Origin of the sequence: Streptomyces sp. C1-1 (assembly GCF_050214755.1) — a bacterium.
Classification (GTDB): domain Bacteria; phylum Actinomycetota; class Actinomycetes; order Streptomycetales; family Streptomycetaceae; genus Streptomyces.
The window spans coordinates 6430376-6446007 of the sequence record NZ_CP189826.1 but is presented as its reverse complement, the minus strand read 5'-3'; the positions used below and the strand labels follow the sequence as shown (position 1 = coordinate 6446007).

Sequence of the window (15632 nt, the reverse complement as noted above, 5' to 3'; positions counted from 1 at the left end):
ATTCCCCCATGACTTCCGGGCACCAGCCCTCCGGGCTCCAGGCAGGACTCAAGAACCGTCATCTGTCGATGATCGCCATCGGCGGTGTCATCGGCGCCGGCCTCTTCGTCGGCTCCAGCTCCGGTATCGCCACCGCCGGACCGGGCATCCTCCTGTCGTACGCCCTCGTCGGCACACTCGTCGTCCTCGTGATGCGCATGCTCGGCGAGATGTCCGCCGCGAACCCCACCTCCGGTTCGTTCTCCGCCCACGCCGACCGGGCGCTGGGGCGCTGGGCCGGGTTCTCCATCGGCTGGCTGTACTGGTTCTTCTGGGTGGTGGTGCTGGCTGTGGAGGCCACCGCCGGCGCCAAGATCCTCGAGGGCTGGATACCGGCGGTCCCGCAGTGGGGCTGGGCGCTCATCGTCATGGTCGTGCTGACCGCCACCAACCTCGTCTCGGTCGGCTCCTACGGCGAGTTCGAGTTCTGGTTCGCCGGGATCAAGGTGGTCGCGATCGGCGCGTTCATCGTCGTCGGTGCTCTCGCGGTGTTCGGCGTGCTGCCGGGCGTCCACAGCGACAAGGCGGGCCTGGACAACCTGACCGGCCACGGAGGCTTCCTCCCCCACGGCCCCGGCGCGATCCTCACCGGTGTGCTGCTCGTCGTCTTCTCCTTCATGGGCAGCGAGATCGCGACGCTGGCGGCGGGCGAGTCGGAGAACCCGCAGCGGGCGGTGACGAAGTCGACGAACAGCATCATCTGGCGGATCGCCGTCTTCTACCTGGGCTCGATCTTCGTCGTCGTCTGCCTCCTGCCGTGGAACGACCCGTCCATCAAGGACCAGGGCTCCTACGTCGCCGCCCTCGACTCCCTCGGGATCGCGCACGCCGGGCAGATCATGAACTTCATCGTGCTGACGTCGGTGCTGTCCTGTCTCAACTCCGGCCTGTACACGGCCTCCCGCATGGCCTTCTCGCTGGGCGCGCGGGGTGACGCGCCGAAGGCGTTCGCGCGGACCACGTCCCGGGGCGTTCCGATGGCGGCGATCGTGGCGTCGGTGGTGTTCGGCTTCGTGGCCGTCTTCTTCAACTACAAGTTCCCCGACTCGGTCTTCCTCTTCCTGGTCAACTCCAGTGGTGCGGTGGCCCTGTTCGTGTGGCTGGTCATCTGTTTCTCGCAGCTGCGGATGCGGCGGATCATCCAGGCCGAGGCCCCGGAGAAGCTCGTCGTGCGGATGTGGCTGTACCCGTATCTGACGTGGGCGACGGCCGCGTTGATCGTGTTCGTGCTGGGCTACATGCTCACGGACACGGAGCACGACGGGCGGGAGACCGTGCTGTTGTCCCTGCTGGTCGCGGCGGTCGTGGTGGTGATCGCCGTGGTCAGGCAGAAGGTCCTCGGGACCCGCCGGGCGGCCGTGGGCGACGCGGTGCCCTCCGCGGCGCGGGACGAGGCCGGGAAGGTCAAGACCGGCTGAGGCGCGGGACGTCGTACGTCCGGAAGGGGCTCGCGGTGCGGACCGCGGGCCCCCTCCGTGTGCTCACAGCACGGTGAAGCTGTCCTTGACCCGGTCGTAGATCCTGACGGCCTGGGCCTCGACGTCCGGGTGGTACCAGGTGTTGATCTGGTACGACCTGCCCTCCTGGTCGAAGGCGAGCAGCCGCGCGTGCCAGTCCACGCCCTTGAGGGTGAAGGTGTACTCCCAGACCACCGCCGAGTGGCCGCGGAACGTCGTCTGCTCCAAGCGGATCTTCTGGTAGTTCTGCCCCTGATGGGCGTCCTGCTCCGACTTCTGCCAGGTCCGCATGAGGTCGTCGCGGGCGATGGAGGACTTGGCCACGAGTTCCTGGGCGCCGTCGGGCGAGGTGTAGTGGACCTCGGCACCCGTCATCACGTTGCGCTTCCAGCCCTTGGGGGTCGCCCACGCGTATCCACCGGCCTCCTCGTGGGTCCCCGGAGGCAGCGTCCGCGGCCGGGAGGTGCCCTCCACGGTGGGCGACGGGCTGCCGCCGGAGGCGGTGGGAGGCGTGGTCGAGGTCGACGCGTCGGCCTGGTCCCCGCCCCGGGAACCGGAGTTCAGCAGCAGCGTCACGGCGACCACGGCCCCGGCGACGACCAGCGCGGCGGCCGCCAAGAGTCCCGCACGCCGCCGACGACGGCGACCGGGCACGGGCGGGGAGGCCGGGCCGGAGGGCTCCTGGTTCAGCGGGTGGGGGCCGAGCTGGGGCCGGGTGCCCTGTTCGTGCAGGGAGCGGTTCGGCGGGGCCGCCGGGCGGCGCCGCGTCACCGCCGGGGCTCGGGTCAGGGAGACGCCGGGAGGCGCGGAGCGGGCGGAGGTGGGGGTGCCGGTCCGGGAGTTGGCGGACGGCGTCTCCGAACCGGCTTCCGAGCGCAGTTCGGAGGGGACTTCGGTGGAAGCGGCGGTCAAGGGGGCGACGGGAGCCTCGCCGGGGCCCGTGGCGTCCGCGGACGGGTCGGCCGGGGAGGCGGGTTCGGGACGGCCGTCGGCAGGTGCAGCGGGGGCGGGTGACGCTTCGGCGGGTTCGGGCGGGGTGGGGCTCGGGCTCGGGCTCGGGCTCGGGCTCGGGCTCGGGCTCGGGCTCGGGCTCGGGCTCGGGCTGCGGAGGTTGCGGGTGTCCTGGCGGGCGGAGGGTGGGGCGTCCTCCGGGGGCTCGGGGCGCCTGGGGTCGCGGGTGGCGCGTACCAGCCGGGTGTGCGGGGTGGCCGGGGCCGGTGGTTCGGCCGAGGGCTCGTGCTCCGGGGTTTCCGCGCCCCTCCCGCCCACCGGCAGGGTCGGGGTCGGGGGTGGGAAGGCGACCGGGCTGAGGGCCTCCTCCAGCTCCCGCAGGCCCGGCCTGGCCTCGGGTTCCTTCTCCAGGAGGGCTGCCAGGACGTCGCTCAGGGGGCCGGCCGCGGCGGGGAGTTCGGGCTCCTCGTAGAGGACCGCGTGCAGGGTGGCCAGGGTCGTGTCGCGGGAGAAGGGGGAACGGCCGCCCAGAGCCGCGCAGAGGGTCGCGCCCAGGGACCAGATGTCGGACGGCGGGCCCTGCGGGCGGCCGGAGACCCGCTCGGGGGCCATGTAGTCGGGCGAGCCGACCAGCATGCCGACCATCGTGAGGGCCTTGGCGTCCTGGATCGCGGCGATGCCGAAGTCGGTCAGGACGACCCGCCGGTCCGGTTCGCCGGAGCCCTCGACGATCACGTTCCCGGGTTTGATGTCGCGGTGCAGGACACCGCGGGCGTGGACCTGCCGCAGGGCCGCCACCAGGCCGAGCCCCGTACGTGCCGTCTCCCGCGGGCTCAGCGGGCCGTCCTCGGCCAGGATGCGTTCCAGCGAGCGGCCCCTGACCAACTCCATGACGATCCACAGGCGTTCGCCCTCGTCGACCACGTCGTAGACGCGCACCACGTTCGGGTGGTCGATGCGGGCCGTCGCCCTGGCCTCGCGCAGGGTGCGTTCGCGGCGGGTGCGCGTGTCCTCGGCGTCCAGGCCGTCGATGCGGATCTCCTTGACGGCCACCGGGCGGTCGAGTATTTCGTCGGCCGCCCGCCACACCCGCCCCATTCCCCCCTGCCCGATACTTTCGACCAGACGATAACGCCCCGTCACCAGCAGCCCTTGAACACCACCGTTCCTCGCATTCCCCGGCAAATCCACGGCGCCCCCTCGATGAACTGAAACAACCCCTGAAACCCGAGACGACCTCGGTAGCGCTCCGACCCGCCCCTACTGAAACACAATGGTCACACTTCGTGCCGTACCAGCATAGTGCGGAGAAATCTTGTGGTAGCTCTTCAAGTACTGCGAATTCAGGCGCAGCCAGGGGGAGTCAAGGGGGATGCGAACATGAGTTCTCGCCGCAGTACGGTCATCGCAGGATCGCTGGTCACCGCATCTTTTTCGGCGGTGATGATCCTTTCCTGCACCGCCAGCGCGGACGACCAGGGCCCCGGGAGCAGCAAGGGGGGAAAGGTCGTGGACAAGGCGCCGGCGGGCGTTGAACCGACCACATTCCTGCCCTCGAAGATCTCGGTCGACAACAGCACGAAGAAAACGGCGATCACCGCCACGGTAAAGAATCAGGGGAGCAAGGACAGCGGAAAGATCCAGCTTTTGGTCGTCGGTTTCGACGGCCTCACGGTCAAGAACGTCGCCGGCTGCTCGGCGATCGACAAGAACAGCCTTCCGAAAGGCTCGAACAGCGGTTTCTCCTGCCCCATCGACAATCTGGCGGCCGGTAAGTCGAAGTCGTACGCCGTCGACGCGACGTACGACCTGAGCAAGATCGGGAAGATCTGTCTGCCCGTGCAGAGCGGCGACGGGAAGAAGACGTACTGGCAGCAGGGCCCGGTCCCGTTCGGCACCAACAACCCGTCTCCGAACGCGCCCGCCACCCCGCTGCTCCTCGGCACCGACAACAAGCCGGTGGCGCCGGGCGGCGAGACCGAACTGCCGAAGACCGGCGTCGGGCGGGACGTCCTGCCACTGGGCGCGGCGGGCGCGACGCTGGTCGCGGCCGGGGCGGCCGGGCTGTGGTGGTCGACCCGGCGGCCGGTCGGCCCGCCGCGGCCGCGCGGCTGAGAGCCCGAGCGGCTGAGCGGTCCCGCCACGGCGGGTGTGACGGACCCGGCGGGGGTGATCGCCCCCGCCGGGCCCGTCCTGGAAATGCTGACGGCCGCTGTCAGGTTATGCGGGCACCGTGCGGGTCATGGACTTCGCGGAGAACACCACCGACCTGCTCGTCCTGCGCCTGGGCGACCCGGGCTACGACGGCGAACTCGCCGGATTCCAGACCGGGTTCGACCGGCGACCCGACGTGGTCTTCGCCACCTCCTCGGCCGACGACGTGACCGCCGCCGTGCGGTACGCGGCCGGGCACGCGCTGCCGGTCGGCGTCCAGGCCACCGGTCACGGGCCGGCCGGGGCCTCGCGGGGCGGCGTGCTCGTCACGACGAAGCGCATGGACGGGGTCGTCGTCGACGCCGGTGCCCGGACCGTCCGGGTGCAGGCGGGCGTGCGGTGGGGCCAGGTCGTCGCGGCGGCCGAACCGTACGGGCTCGCGCCCCTCAACGGTTCCGCGCCGGGCGTCGGCGCCGTCTCCTACACCCTCGGCGGCGGACTGGGCATCCTCGCGAGGGAGTTCGGGTACGCGGCCGACCACGTGCGCTCGCTGGACGTGGTGACGGCGGACGGGCGGCAGCGGCACGTGACCCGCGAATCCGACCCCGACCTGTACTGGGCGCTGCTCGGCGCCGGCCACGACTTCGGCATCGTGACCGGTCTGGAGATCGGCCTCGTACCGGTGCGCGGGCTCTACGGCGGCTCGCTCGCCTTCGACGGCCGCGAGGTCGACCCGGCGGCCCTGCTGCGGGCGTACGAGGAGTGGACCCGGACCGTGCCGGACGGGCTGACCTCGTCCTTCGCCGCCGTACCGTACCCGGACCTGCCGGCGCTTCCGCCGCAGCTGCGCGGGCGGTACGTGGTCTCGGTGCGGGTCGCGTACACCGGCGGCGACGGTGACGAGGTCGTGGCCGCGCTGCGGGGGTCGGGGCCCGTGCTCGCCGACTCGCTGCGCGAGATGCCGTACTCCGAGAGCCACACCATCCACAGCGACCCGGACTTCCCGCACGCCTACTACGGCGACAGCGCGGTGCTGAGCGAGCTGGACGTCACCGCGGCGGGCGAACTGCTCGCCCGCACCGGGCCGGACACGGGCGGGCCGATGTGCGTGGTGCAGATCAACCATCTGGGCGGTGCGCTCGCGCGGCCCGCGCCGAACTCGGTGCCGTACCGCGAAGGGCGGTTCCTGCTCCGGCTGTTGAGCGTCGGGGAGCGGGAGACGGCCCGTGCGGTGGTGGACCCGGCCCTCGCGCTGCTCGCGGACACGACCCTCGGGCGCGCCCGCAACTTCGCCTTCGGGGCCGGCGACCGGAGCGAGGGACTGTACGACCCCGCAACGCGGGCGAGGCTCGCCGGGCTGAAGTCGGCCTACGACCCGGCGAACCTCTTCGGCGGCCCCTCCGGCCTCAGTGCCTGTCGAGCAGCTTCCAGGCGGTCGGGACGAGGCCCATGGCCAGGGCGGCCTTGAGGGCGTCGCCGATCAGGAACGGGGTGAGGCCGGCCGCGACCGCGGCGGAGGCGGACAGCCCGGCGGCGTAGGCGAGGTACGGGACACCGACGGCGTAGATGAGGGCCTCGCCCAGCAGCATCGTGCCCGCCATGCGCCACACGGAGCGGTCGGCGCCGCGGCGGGCCAGGGCGCCGACGACGGCGGACGCCAGCAGCATGCCGAGGATGTAGCCGAAGGAGACGGAGACACCGGAGGTGCCGCCCGCGAACCACGGCACACCGGCGAGACCGGCCAGCGCGTACAGGACGAGCGAGGCCAGGCCGCGGCTCGCGCCGAGGCTCGTGCCGACGAGCAGCGCGGCGAAGGTCTGGCCGGTCACGGGCACCGGGGAGTGCGGGACGGGCACGGAGATCTGGGCCGCGAGGCCGGTGAGCACGGCACCGCCGACCACGAGGGCCACGTCCCGGACACGGGAGGCGGGGAGGAGGTCGGCGAGGACCTGTCCGGGGCGGGCGGGGGTGACGGCAGCGGTGCTCATGGGGGCTCCGGGATCGGGACGGTCGGGGACACCGTGACGCTAACCCGGAGTGCTCGCCGCGATCACCGTCAGCGCTCGACAAAGGCTGCGGCCAGGCCTTCGTGGGCTCCGGACAAAGGATGCGAGTTACACGGGTCTCGGCGTGACGCCGGTCACCAAGCCGGGGTGACCTGGGTTTCGTCGTCTCGCCCAGCGGTCGCCGTCTGGGCAGCGTCGGCCGGTTTTGCTAGCTTCGAGCGCATGGTCGCCCAGTCCCGGAACTTCTCGTCGCGTCGCCATGTGGACCTGCGACGAGTCGGCGCGTCCGCCTGTCGCCGCCGTTAGCGGGGCGCACGGACCGGATCCGGCACGCCCCGCCGCACGAGACGGCGCTGTGTCGGAACCGTTCTTCGAGGATGATCGCCATGCCCCGTACCGCGACCACCACTCTCCCCTCCCCTCCTCCCCGTCATGACCGTCCCCGTGGCGACGACCGGCGCCGTACGAGCGCCAGCATCGTGCTGCGGTCCGTGCTGGAGCACGGGCCGGTGGCCCGCTCCACCATCGCCCGGCTGACCGGCCTGTCGCCGGCGTCGGTGACGGACTACTGCGCCCGGTTCACCGAACTCGGCCTGATCCGGGAGGCGTCCGAGCCCCGGCGCTCGGGCGGCGTCGGCCGCCCGCACGTCCCGGTCGACCTCGACGACTCCCGGTTCGTGGTCGCCGGTGTGCACATCGCGGTGCCGTACACGACCGTCGCGCTGCTCGACCTGCGCGGCCGGGTGCTGGTCAGCCGCGAGCTGAAGCACGAGAGCACCGAGCCGGAGCGGGTGCTGGCGCGGGCCGCCGAGGGGCTGGGCCGCCTGCTCTCGGGGGCGCCGGGCTGCCGGCCGCTCGGCGTCGGCGTCGCCGTCGGCGGCTGGGTGGACCGGGAGTCGGGGACCGTCGTGGAGCACCCGCTGCTGGGCTGGCGGGAGGTCGCGGTGCGGGACGTCCTCCGTGAGCGACTGGGGCTGCCGGTCCATGTCGACGGGCACGCGCGGGCGTTGGTCAACGCGGAGCGGCTGTTCGGGCCGGCCCGGGACGGCGCCGGCATGCTGCATCTGTTCGTCGGCAACGTGGTCGACGCGGCGTTCGCCACCGGCGACGAGGTGCATCACGGGCCCCGCTCGCAGGCCGGTGCGATCGCCCATCTGCCGGTGCCGGGCGGCACGGAACCCTGCGACTGCGGGCGGATCGGCTGCCTGCAGGCCGAGTTGAGCGAGCGGACGCTGTGCCGGCGGGCCCGTGCGGCGGGCGTGCCCGCGGGCGCGAACCCGATGCGGGTGGTCGCGGCCGCGGCCGCGGGCGACCTCCGGGCGACGCGGCTGCTGGTGGAGCGGGCGGCTGCCGTCGGGCGGGCGGCGCGGCTGCTGCTGGACGTGCTCAATCCGGAGACGGTGGTCGTGACCGAGGTGGGCATCATGCACCGCGACGACTGTCTGAGCGCTCTGCGCGACGAGGTCGGAGTCGAACGCGCGGCCCATGTGGTGCCGACGAGTTTCCCGGATTCGGTACTCGCGATGGCGGGTGGTTCGGTGGTTCTGGACGTGCTCTACCGGGATCCGCTGGCCATGTCACCTCGGGCTATTTAATTCAGAAACTCCGAATGTTGACAGAGGTCGGGCCGAACCAGGAACATCCTGGTCATGAGCCTGTTCGTGAGCTGTCGCACCCTTTGTTGCTGACACGTTGCCGCGCGTGAAGCGCTCATTTCCCCCTGCGTGAATTCCCTTTCCCCGGCGTCTGCCGGCCGGAATTCCGCATGCTTTCTTTCCTTCTCGACTCACGGAGTTCTGCCATGCCTTCCTCACCTGTGTCGGGTGTCGACCGACGGCTCTTCCTCACCTCCCTGCTCGGTGCCGCGGCCGGGGTCGCCGGTCTGAGCGGCTGCGCGAACGGCAGCGCCGCCGCCGACACCCGGGGCGCCACGTCCGCCCCGCTCGCCGACAAGGTCCCGGCCGGCACCGGTCTGAAGATCGCCTCGTATCTGAACATCCAGCAACTGCAGTTCCGGCTGGCCGGGTTGGGTGAGCTGCCGTTCAAGGTGACCAGCTGGGCGAACATCGGCGCGGGCCCCGACGTCATCAACGCCTTCCGGGCCAAGTCCCTGGACCTCGCCAACAACGCGGGCATTCCGCCCATCCAGGCCCACTACCAGGGCTTCGACGCGAAGATCGTCGCGATCGACATCACCCGCAAGCCGAACTACCTCTTCGCCACCAAGCCGGGCAGCGACATCCACACCGTCGCCGACTTCAAGGGCAGGAAGCTCGCCTTCTCGCAGGGGCAGGCCCAAGGAGTAGTCCTGTTGCGGGCGTTGAAGCAGGCGGGACTGAAGTACGACGACGTGAAGCTGGTCCCGCTGACCAGCAACCAGTTCCTGACCGCCCTGCAGTCCGGGCAGGTGGACATCGCGCCGCTCGCCAACAACCAGGCACCCGCCTATCTGCAGCAGTACAGGGCCAAGGGCGCCCGGGTGATCGCCACGGACGTCGTCGACCTGCTCAACCTGCTGTGGGCGCCGACCTCGGTCCTCGCCGACTCCGCGAAGGCCGCCGCGGTCGCCGCGTACATCCCGTACTGGGCCAAGGGCCAGGTGTGGCAGTACGAGCATCCCGACACCTGGAACGAGGAGTTCTACGTCAAGACGCAGAACCTGACCCTCGCCCAGGCCAAGGGCATCTCCGACCTCGCCAACAAGCCGCTGTTCCCGCCGAGCTGGGACGAGGCGATCAAGTGGGAGCAGGAGACCGCCGATCTGCTGGCGGAGGGCGGCTTCGTGAAGAAGTTCGACGTCTCCTCGCTCTTCGACCACCGGTTCGAGTCCATCGCCGCGAAGGCCGTACCGGCGGAGTACCGGAGGTGAGCGCCGTGACCACCACGACCACCGCCGCGCCGGCGACGGCCCAGCAGGAGAGCCGTCCTGCGCGACGGCGCCGCCGCGGCCTCTCCCCCGGCAGGCGGCTGCCGGGCGGCCGCCTGGTCGGCCCCGCCGTCCTGGTCGCCGTGTGGGCCGCCGCGTCCGCCGCCGGCCGGCTCGACCCCGGCGCGATCCCCGCGCCCTGGACGGTGCTGCGGACCGCCGGACATCTGTGGAGCGCCGGGACCCTGCGCACCGACATCGCCACCTCCCTGGAGCGGGCCGCGTACGGCTTCGCGATCGGTCTGACCGCCGGGGTCGTGCTCGCGCTGGCGTCCGGGCTCAGCCGCGTCGGCGAGGCGCTGATCGACGGGACCGTGCAGCTGAACCGGGCGATCCCGACGCTGGGCCTGATCCCGTTGTTCATCCTGTGGCTGGGGATCGGCGAGGCCTTCAAGATCGCCATCATCGCCATCGTCGTCTACATCCCGATCTACCTGAACACGCACGCCGCCCTGTCCGGCATCGACAGCCGGTTCGTCGAACTGGCCGAGGTACAGGGGCTGTCGAGGGTGCGGTTCGTCCGGCAGATCGTCATTCCCGGCGCCCTGCCCGGATTCTTCGTGGGACTCCGGCTCGGGGTGACCGGCTCCTGGCTGGGCCTGGTGGTGCTGGAGCAGATCAACGCCACCAGTGGTCTCGGCTACCTGATGTTCCAGGCCCAGAACTACGGCCGGTCCGACGTGATCCTCGTCGGGCTGCTCGTCTACGGCGTCTTCGGCCTGGTCTCCGACAGCGCGGTCCGTCTCGTCGAACGGAGGGTGCTGTCATGGCGCCGCACACTGAGCAGCTGACCCGGCCCGCGGTACAACTCCGCGGTCTGACCCGGTCGTTCGAGGGGCGCACCGTCCTCGACGGCATCGACCTCGACCTGCCGGCCGGGCAGTTCACGGCACTGCTCGGCCACAGCGGCTCCGGCAAGAGCACCCTGCTGCGGGCGATCGCGGGACTGGACCACGACGTCACCGGGAGCGGCCGGCTCACCGCGCCGGAACGGGTGTCCGTGGTCTTCCAGGACTCACGGCTGCTGCCGTGGCGGCGGGTGCTGGACAACGTACTCCTCGGGCTCGACGGCAAGGACGCCGAGCGCAGGGGGCGGGAGGCGCTCGCCGAGGTGGGGCTCGAAGGGCGCGAGCGGGCCTGGCCCAACGAGCTGTCCGGCGGCGAGGCCCAGCGTGCGGCGCTCGCCCGGTCGTTGGTCCGGGAGCCCGAACTGCTGCTGGCCGACGAGCCGTTCGGTGCCCTGGACGCGCTGACCCGCATCAGGATGCACGCGCTGCTGCGGGAACTGTGGAAGCGGCACCGGCCCTCCGTCCTGCTCGTCACCCACGACGTCGACGAGGCGATCGTCCTCGCCGACCGGGTCCTGGTCCTGGACGGGGGCCGTATCGGCCTCGACCTGACCATCGACCGGCCCCATCCGCGCTCGTACCGGGACCCGCTGCTCGGCGAGTACCGGGAGCGGCTTCTCACGGCCCTCGGAGTCACCGAGGACCCCGCATGAACAGCGACCTCGGAGTCACCGAGGACCCCGCATGAACAGCGACCTCGGAGTCACCGAGGACCCCGCATGACCACCGACCTGGGCTTCCCGGAGGAACACCGATGACCCGCCGGCTCCACCTCAACGCCTTCCTCATGAACACCGGTCACCACGAGGCCTCGTGGCGGCTGCCCGAGAGCGACCCGCTCGCGCACGTCGAGTTGGACCACTACGTACGCCTGGCCAGGATCGCCGAGCGCGGCACGTTCGACTCGCTCTTCCTCGCCGACGGCCCCCAGCTGTGGAGCAACCTCGCCCAGCGCCCGGCCGGCGCCCTGGAACCGCTCACGCTGCTCACCGCGCTGGCGACGGCGACCGAGCACATCGGGCTCGTCGCCACCGCGTCGACCTCGTACAACTCGCCCTACAACCTGGCCCGCAAGTTCGCCTCGCTGGACATCATCAGCGGTGGCCGGGCGGGCTGGAACATCGTCACGACCGCGGGTGCGGAGGCCGCCCGGAACTTCGGCCTGGAGCACGAGCCCGCGCACGCCGAGCGGTACGCCCGGGCCGCCGAGTTCCTCGACGTGGCGCTGAAGCTCTGGGACAGCTGGGAGGACGACGCAATCGTCGCCGACAAGGCGGCGGGGGTCTGGGGCGACGACAGCAAGATCCATGCGCCCCGGCACAAGGGGACGTACTTCAGTGTCGAGGGCGCGCTCAACGTCCCCCGCTCCCCCCAGGGTTATCCGCTGCTCGTGCAGGCTGGGTCCAGCGAGGACGGCAAGGCGTTCGCCGCCCGGTACGCCGAGGCCGTGTTCACCGCGCAGCAGACCATCGAGGACGCGCAGGCCTTCTACACCGACCTCAAGTCCCGCACGAGGGCGGCCGGCCGGGACCCCGAGCACATCAAGGTGCTGCCCGGGATCGTGCCGGTCATCGGGTCCACTCAGGCCGAGGCGCGGGCGAACGAGCAGCTGCTGGAGGACCACATCGTGCACCGGCACGGGGTGGCCAACCTGGAGCGGCTCCTGCAACTGCCCGCCGGAACACTTGAGCTGGACGCCCCGCTCCCAGAGGACCTGCCGCCCGAGGACTCCATCGAGGGTGCCAAGAGCCGCTACACGCTCGTGGTCGAGCTGGCCCGCCGCGACCGGCTCACCGTCCGGCAGCTGATCGGGCGGCTCGGCGGCGGGCGCGGGCACCTCACCTTCGCCGGTACGCCCAAGCAGGTCGCCGACCAGATCGAGAGCTGGTTCACCCGGGGCGCCGCCGACGGCTTCAACATCATGCCGGCCGTCCTGCCCTCCGGCCTCGACGCCTTCGTCGACCACGTCGTCCCGATCCTGCGCGCCCGCGGCCTGCTCCGCACGGAGTACGGACCCCGCCAGACCCTGCGGGAGCGCTACGGCCTGCCCCGCCCCGCCAACCAGTACCTCCAGCCCGCCCTCGTCTGAAAGGACCTCCGCACATGTCCGAGATCGAGATCCAGAAGGTCACCGCGAACATCGGCGCCCGGGTGTCCGGCGTCGACATCTCCGAGCCCCTCGACGCGGAGACGGCCGGCGCGATCCGTGAGGCCCTCAACGTCCACAAGGCGCTCGTCTTCGACGACGTCGACCTCGACGACGAGGGCCAGCAGGCCTTCGTCCGTCACTTCGGCGACGTCACCACCGCCCACCCGACGGTCTCCTCCGTCGACGGCGTCCCCAACGTCCTCCCGGTCGACAGCGAGCGCGGCCGGGCCGCCAACCACTGGCACACCGACGTCACCTTCGTCCTCAACCCGCCGCAGGCCAGCACCCTGCGCTCGCTCACGATCCCGCCGTACGGCGGCGAGACCCTGATCGCCAGCTCGGCCGCCGCCTACCGCCAACTGCCCGATGCACTGCGCGCGTTGGCGGACACGCTGTGGGCCGAGCACACCAACGACTACGACTACGCCGTACCGGAGGAGGAGGTCGACGAGCGGCAGGCCGCGCAGCGCGCACAGTTCACGTCCATCAAGTACCGCACGGTCCACCCGGTGGTCCGCGTCCACCCGCTGACCGGTGAACGCGGCCTGTTCATCGGCGGGTTCGCCCAGCGGATCGTCGGCCTCTCCCCGGGCGAGTCCCGCAAGATCCTCGACCTGCTGCAGGCGTACGTGACCCGGCCGGAGAACATCCTGCGCCACCGCTGGTCCGAGAACCAGCTCGTCCTGTTCGACAACCGCATCACCCAGCACTACGCCGTCGACAACTACGACGGTCTGCCGCGCCGGCTGCACCGGGTGACCGCCGCCGGTGACATTCCGGTCGGCATCGAGGGCAAGGAGAGCTACTCGATCGAGGGCGACGCCTCGCACTACACGTCGGTGGCCGCGTAGTCGCACCGAGCGGGCCCGCTTCCTCCTACGCCGTTCCCCGGTCGCAGGGCACGTTCAGCGAGATCAGACCGACTTGGTCGGGTTCCATGCGGAGTTCGGTGACGGCGGCGTTGCGCAGCTGCGGGAAGACCCGTCGGTACTCGCCGAGCGGGACGGACAGCAGGCGGCACAGCACCAGCCGCAGCAGGGTGTTGTGGGCGACGACGAGGACGCGTTCGCCGTCGTGGGCGGTGGCGATGCGGCGCAGGGCCGCGGCGCCCCGGCCGGCGGCGGCGACCGGGTCCTCGGCACCGGGGAAGGGGTGGGCCACCGGGTCGGCGTGGAAGGCCGCCGCCGCGTCCGGGTCCTCCCGCGCGAACTGCGCGAGGGTACGGCCCTCCACCACCCCGAAGTCGCATTCACGCAGGTCGGGTTCGCGGCCCGGGGTGAGCCCGAGGGCCCGGCAGGCGGGCTCGGCGGTGACGACCGCCCGGGAGAGGGGGGAGGTCCACACGGCGTCGACGGGATGGTCGGCGGCCCACCGGCCGAGGGCCTCCGCCTGCGCGTGCCCGGTCTCGGTGAGCGGCACGTCACTGATCCCCGCGTACCGGTTCTCGGCGTGCCAGACGGTCTGGCCGTGGCGGGCCAGGAGAAGGGTGGTGCTCATGAGTCCGCAGTATTCCGGGTGAGGCGGGCGTGCGCGTGCGCCGCGACCGGGGGCGGGAGCCAGCCGCGTGCCGTCAGTTCGTCGACCAGCCGGGCGTAGGGCTCGGCGAACAGGGCGGTGCGGTCCGGGCGGGGTTCCACGACGGTGCGGACGCGGACCATGCGCTCGGTGACGTCCGCGAGGCCGAGGCGGGCGCCCACGCCGTGGGCGGCCAGCGCCGCCATGCCCAGTGCCGGTTCGGTCTGGGCCGGTACGCGCGCCGGGCGGCCCAGGACGTCGGCGCGCAGCTGGTTCCAGTAGCGGCTGCGGGCGGCGCCGCCGGTGAAGGTGAGCGGGCCGTCCAGCGAGGCGCCCAGGTGGTGCAGGTAGTCCAGGCAGAGCCGTTCGGTGAAGGCGACGCCCTGCAGCAGGGCGGCCCACAGATCCGCGTCGTCCTCCGGTTCGCCGAGGACGAGGGCGACGGCCTGCGGGGCGTGGAAGGGGAAGCGCTCACCGGGCGAGACCAGCGGGTAGGCCACCGCGCCGGACGGTTCGTGGGCGGCCGCCCGCTCGTCCATGACCGCCGGGTCGGCGCCCGCGAAGGCGGCCGTCAGCACCCCCGCGCCGACGCTGGAGGCGCCGCCGGGCAGCCAGGTCCCGTCCGGGGCACGGTGGTTGTAGACCACTCCGGTGGGGTCGTGGACCGGCGCGGTGGAGGCGCCCTTGAGGACCAGGGTGGTGCCGAGCACCGAGTTCCAGGAGCCGGGGCGCAGGGCGCCGGACGCGATCTGCGCCGCGCAGCCGTCGGTCATCCCGGCGACGACGGGGGTGCCAGCGGGGATGCCGGTGGCCTCGGCGGCGGCCGGGCAGACCTCGCCGAGCCGTGTTCCGGGGCGTACGACGTCGGGCAACAGGCCGTCGGGGAGGCCGAGTTCGGTGAGGGCGGGATGCGGCCAGGCGTCGCGTTCGAGGTCGTAGCCCGTCTTGAGGGCGTGGGAGGAGTCGGCGGGCGGGGGCTCGCCGGTGAGACGGGTGACGATCACGTCGGGCTGGTGGGCGAGCAGGAAACGGGTGGGCCGGGCGACCCGGAGGTGGGCGTGGGCCCTGGCGGGCGCCTCGGGGAGGCCGCCATACTCCTCCACCAGCCACATCGCCTTCGGCAGCGCCCAGGTGTCCTGCACCGCCAGCCCCGTCGCCCGCGCCCGCGCCGCCTGTGCGGAGGCCCGCCGGTCGTCGTACATGAGCCCGGGGCTCAGCGGCCGCCCCGCCACGTCCGTCAGCAGCACCGTCCCGGACGTCCCGCACACCGCGAGCCCGCCGATCCGCACCCCGCGCGACTCCTCCACCGCCTGCCGCGCGGCCGCGCACACCCCCTCCCACCACTCCCCCGGGTCCTGCTCGTGCCGGTCCCCGTCGCGGCGCCCGCCGAGCGGGGCCGAACCCCGCCCCACGACCGTCCCGTCCCCGGTGACGGCCAGCACACGGACACTCTGCGTGCCCAGGTCGATCCCCAGCCACGCCTCCTGCTCGTCCGCCATCCGGACCTCCCGGGCATCGCGATCCAGTCTGTGAACTTCACACCTACCCACGATATTGACCCGGGATTTTCGCTTGCGCGAGGGATTG

General features: G+C 72.1%; 13 protein-coding genes. 9 read left to right on the top strand and 4 right to left on the bottom strand.

Annotation, left to right across the window (positions count from 1 at the left end):
- The first annotated feature begins 8 nt into the window (after nt 1-8).
- Nucleotides 9-1457: an amino acid permease gene (locus ACQF4J_RS29375; protein WP_351579079.1), complete on the top strand. Its 1449-nt coding sequence runs from the start codon at nt 9-11 to the stop codon at nt 1455-1457.
- Between the two features lie 63 nt (nt 1458-1520).
- On the opposite strand, the gene ACQF4J_RS29370 is transcribed toward ACQF4J_RS29375, so the two are convergent.
- On the bottom strand, nt 1521-3590 hold the full coding sequence (locus tag ACQF4J_RS29370) for a protein kinase domain-containing protein (RefSeq protein ID WP_427167156.1): 2070 nt from the start codon (nt 3588-3590) through the stop codon (nt 1521-1523).
- Between the two features lie 237 nt (nt 3591-3827).
- Here ACQF4J_RS29370 and ACQF4J_RS29365 point away from each other — a divergent pair, with 237 nt between their 5' ends.
- Together ACQF4J_RS29365 and ACQF4J_RS29360 are read left to right on the top strand one after the other, a co-directional pair.
- Nucleotides 3828-4562: a hypothetical protein gene (locus tag ACQF4J_RS29365; protein WP_427168635.1), complete on the top strand. Its 735-nt coding sequence runs from the start codon at nt 3828-3830 to the stop codon at nt 4560-4562.
- Nucleotides 4563-4689: 127 nt separating this feature from the next.
- A complete protein-coding gene (locus tag ACQF4J_RS29360; protein ID WP_427167155.1) occupies nt 4690-6069 on the top strand; it encodes an FAD-binding oxidoreductase in 1380 nt (459 codons plus the stop codon).
- Here the strand turns inward: ACQF4J_RS29360 and ACQF4J_RS29355 are convergent.
- Nucleotides 6008-6589 carry a biotin transporter BioY gene (locus tag ACQF4J_RS29355; RefSeq protein ID WP_351579090.1) on the bottom strand — a complete coding sequence of 194 codons (582 nt, stop codon included), beginning with the start codon at nt 6587-6589 and terminating at the stop codon, nt 6008-6010. The genes ACQF4J_RS29360 and ACQF4J_RS29355 overlap by 62 nt on opposite strands.
- A 404-nt stretch (nt 6590-6993) precedes the next feature.
- Here ACQF4J_RS29355 and ACQF4J_RS29350 point away from each other — a divergent pair, with 404 nt between their 5' ends.
- From ACQF4J_RS29350 to ACQF4J_RS29325, 6 genes are all read left to right on the top strand, one after another.
- Nucleotides 6994-8202, top strand: a complete 1209-nt coding sequence (locus ACQF4J_RS29350; RefSeq protein ID WP_351801868.1) for an ROK family protein — start codon at nt 6994-6996, stop codon at nt 8200-8202.
- A 206-nt stretch (nt 8203-8408) separates the two neighbouring features.
- Nucleotides 8409-9476, top strand: coding sequence for an ABC transporter substrate-binding protein (locus ACQF4J_RS29345; protein WP_351579096.1), 1068 nt, complete (start codon nt 8409-8411; stop codon nt 9474-9476).
- The gene (locus ACQF4J_RS29340; RefSeq protein ID WP_351579099.1) at nt 9473-10324 is read left to right on the top strand and encodes an ABC transporter permease; all 852 of its coding nucleotides are present in this window, start codon (nt 9473-9475) and stop codon (nt 10322-10324) included. Before ACQF4J_RS29345 ends, ACQF4J_RS29340 begins: the two co-directional genes overlap by 4 nt.
- Nucleotides 10300-11034 (top strand): ABC transporter ATP-binding protein, encoded by a 735-nt coding sequence (locus tag ACQF4J_RS29335; RefSeq protein WP_351579102.1) that lies wholly within the window; start codon nt 10300-10302, stop codon nt 11032-11034. Before ACQF4J_RS29340 ends, ACQF4J_RS29335 begins: the two co-directional genes overlap by 25 nt.
- A gap of 101 nt (nt 11035-11135) precedes the next feature.
- Nucleotides 11136-12470, top strand: coding sequence for an LLM class flavin-dependent oxidoreductase (locus ACQF4J_RS29330; RefSeq protein ID WP_351801872.1), 1335 nt, complete (start codon nt 11136-11138; stop codon nt 12468-12470).
- Nucleotides 12471-12484: 14 nt separating this feature from the next.
- Nucleotides 12485-13381 (top strand): TauD/TfdA dioxygenase family protein, encoded by an 897-nt coding sequence (locus tag ACQF4J_RS29325; protein ID WP_351801874.1) that lies wholly within the window; start codon nt 12485-12487, stop codon nt 13379-13381.
- A gap of 25 nt (nt 13382-13406) precedes the next feature.
- Here ACQF4J_RS29325 and ACQF4J_RS29320 read toward each other — a convergent pair whose 3' ends face one another.
- Complete coding sequence (locus ACQF4J_RS29320; RefSeq protein WP_351801876.1) at nt 13407-14027, bottom strand: histidine phosphatase family protein; 621 nt, start codon at nt 14025-14027, stop codon at nt 13407-13409.
- Nucleotides 14024-15544, bottom strand: coding sequence for an FGGY-family carbohydrate kinase (locus ACQF4J_RS29315; protein WP_351801878.1), 1521 nt, complete (start codon nt 15542-15544; stop codon nt 14024-14026). The genes ACQF4J_RS29320 and ACQF4J_RS29315 overlap by 4 nt, the downstream gene beginning before the upstream one ends.
- Nucleotides 15545-15632: the final 88 nt, after the last annotated feature.

What these genes read in the sequence shown, in the direction of transcription:
- ACQF4J_RS29350 (WP_351801868.1), top strand. Translation starts at nt 6,994, where the DNA reads ATGCCCCGTACCGCGACCACCACTCTCCCCTCCCCTCCTCCCCGTCAT.
- ACQF4J_RS29355 (WP_351579090.1), bottom strand. Translation starts at nt 6,589, where the DNA reads ATGAGCACCGCTGCCGTCACCCCCGCCCGCCCCGGACAGGTCCTCGCC.
- ACQF4J_RS29345 (WP_351579096.1), top strand. Translation starts at nt 8,409, where the DNA reads ATGCCTTCCTCACCTGTGTCGGGTGTCGACCGACGGCTCTTCCTCACC.
- ACQF4J_RS29360 (WP_427167155.1), top strand. Translation starts at nt 4,690, where the DNA reads ATGGACTTCGCGGAGAACACCACCGACCTGCTCGTCCTGCGCCTGGGC.
- ACQF4J_RS29335 (WP_351579102.1), top strand. Translation starts at nt 10,300, where the DNA reads ATGGCGCCGCACACTGAGCAGCTGACCCGGCCCGCGGTACAACTCCGC.
- ACQF4J_RS29330 (WP_351801872.1), top strand. Translation starts at nt 11,136, where the DNA reads ATGACCCGCCGGCTCCACCTCAACGCCTTCCTCATGAACACCGGTCAC.
- ACQF4J_RS29375 (WP_351579079.1), top strand. Translation starts at nt 9, where the DNA reads ATGACTTCCGGGCACCAGCCCTCCGGGCTCCAGGCAGGACTCAAGAAC.
- ACQF4J_RS29315 (WP_351801878.1), bottom strand. Translation starts at nt 15,544, where the DNA reads ATGGCGGACGAGCAGGAGGCGTGGCTGGGGATCGACCTGGGCACGCAG.
- ACQF4J_RS29365 (WP_427168635.1), top strand. Translation starts at nt 3,828, where the DNA reads ATGAGTTCTCGCCGCAGTACGGTCATCGCAGGATCGCTGGTCACCGCA.
- ACQF4J_RS29325 (WP_351801874.1), top strand. Translation starts at nt 12,485, where the DNA reads ATGTCCGAGATCGAGATCCAGAAGGTCACCGCGAACATCGGCGCCCGG.
- ACQF4J_RS29320 (WP_351801876.1), bottom strand. Translation starts at nt 14,027, where the DNA reads ATGAGCACCACCCTTCTCCTGGCCCGCCACGGCCAGACCGTCTGGCAC.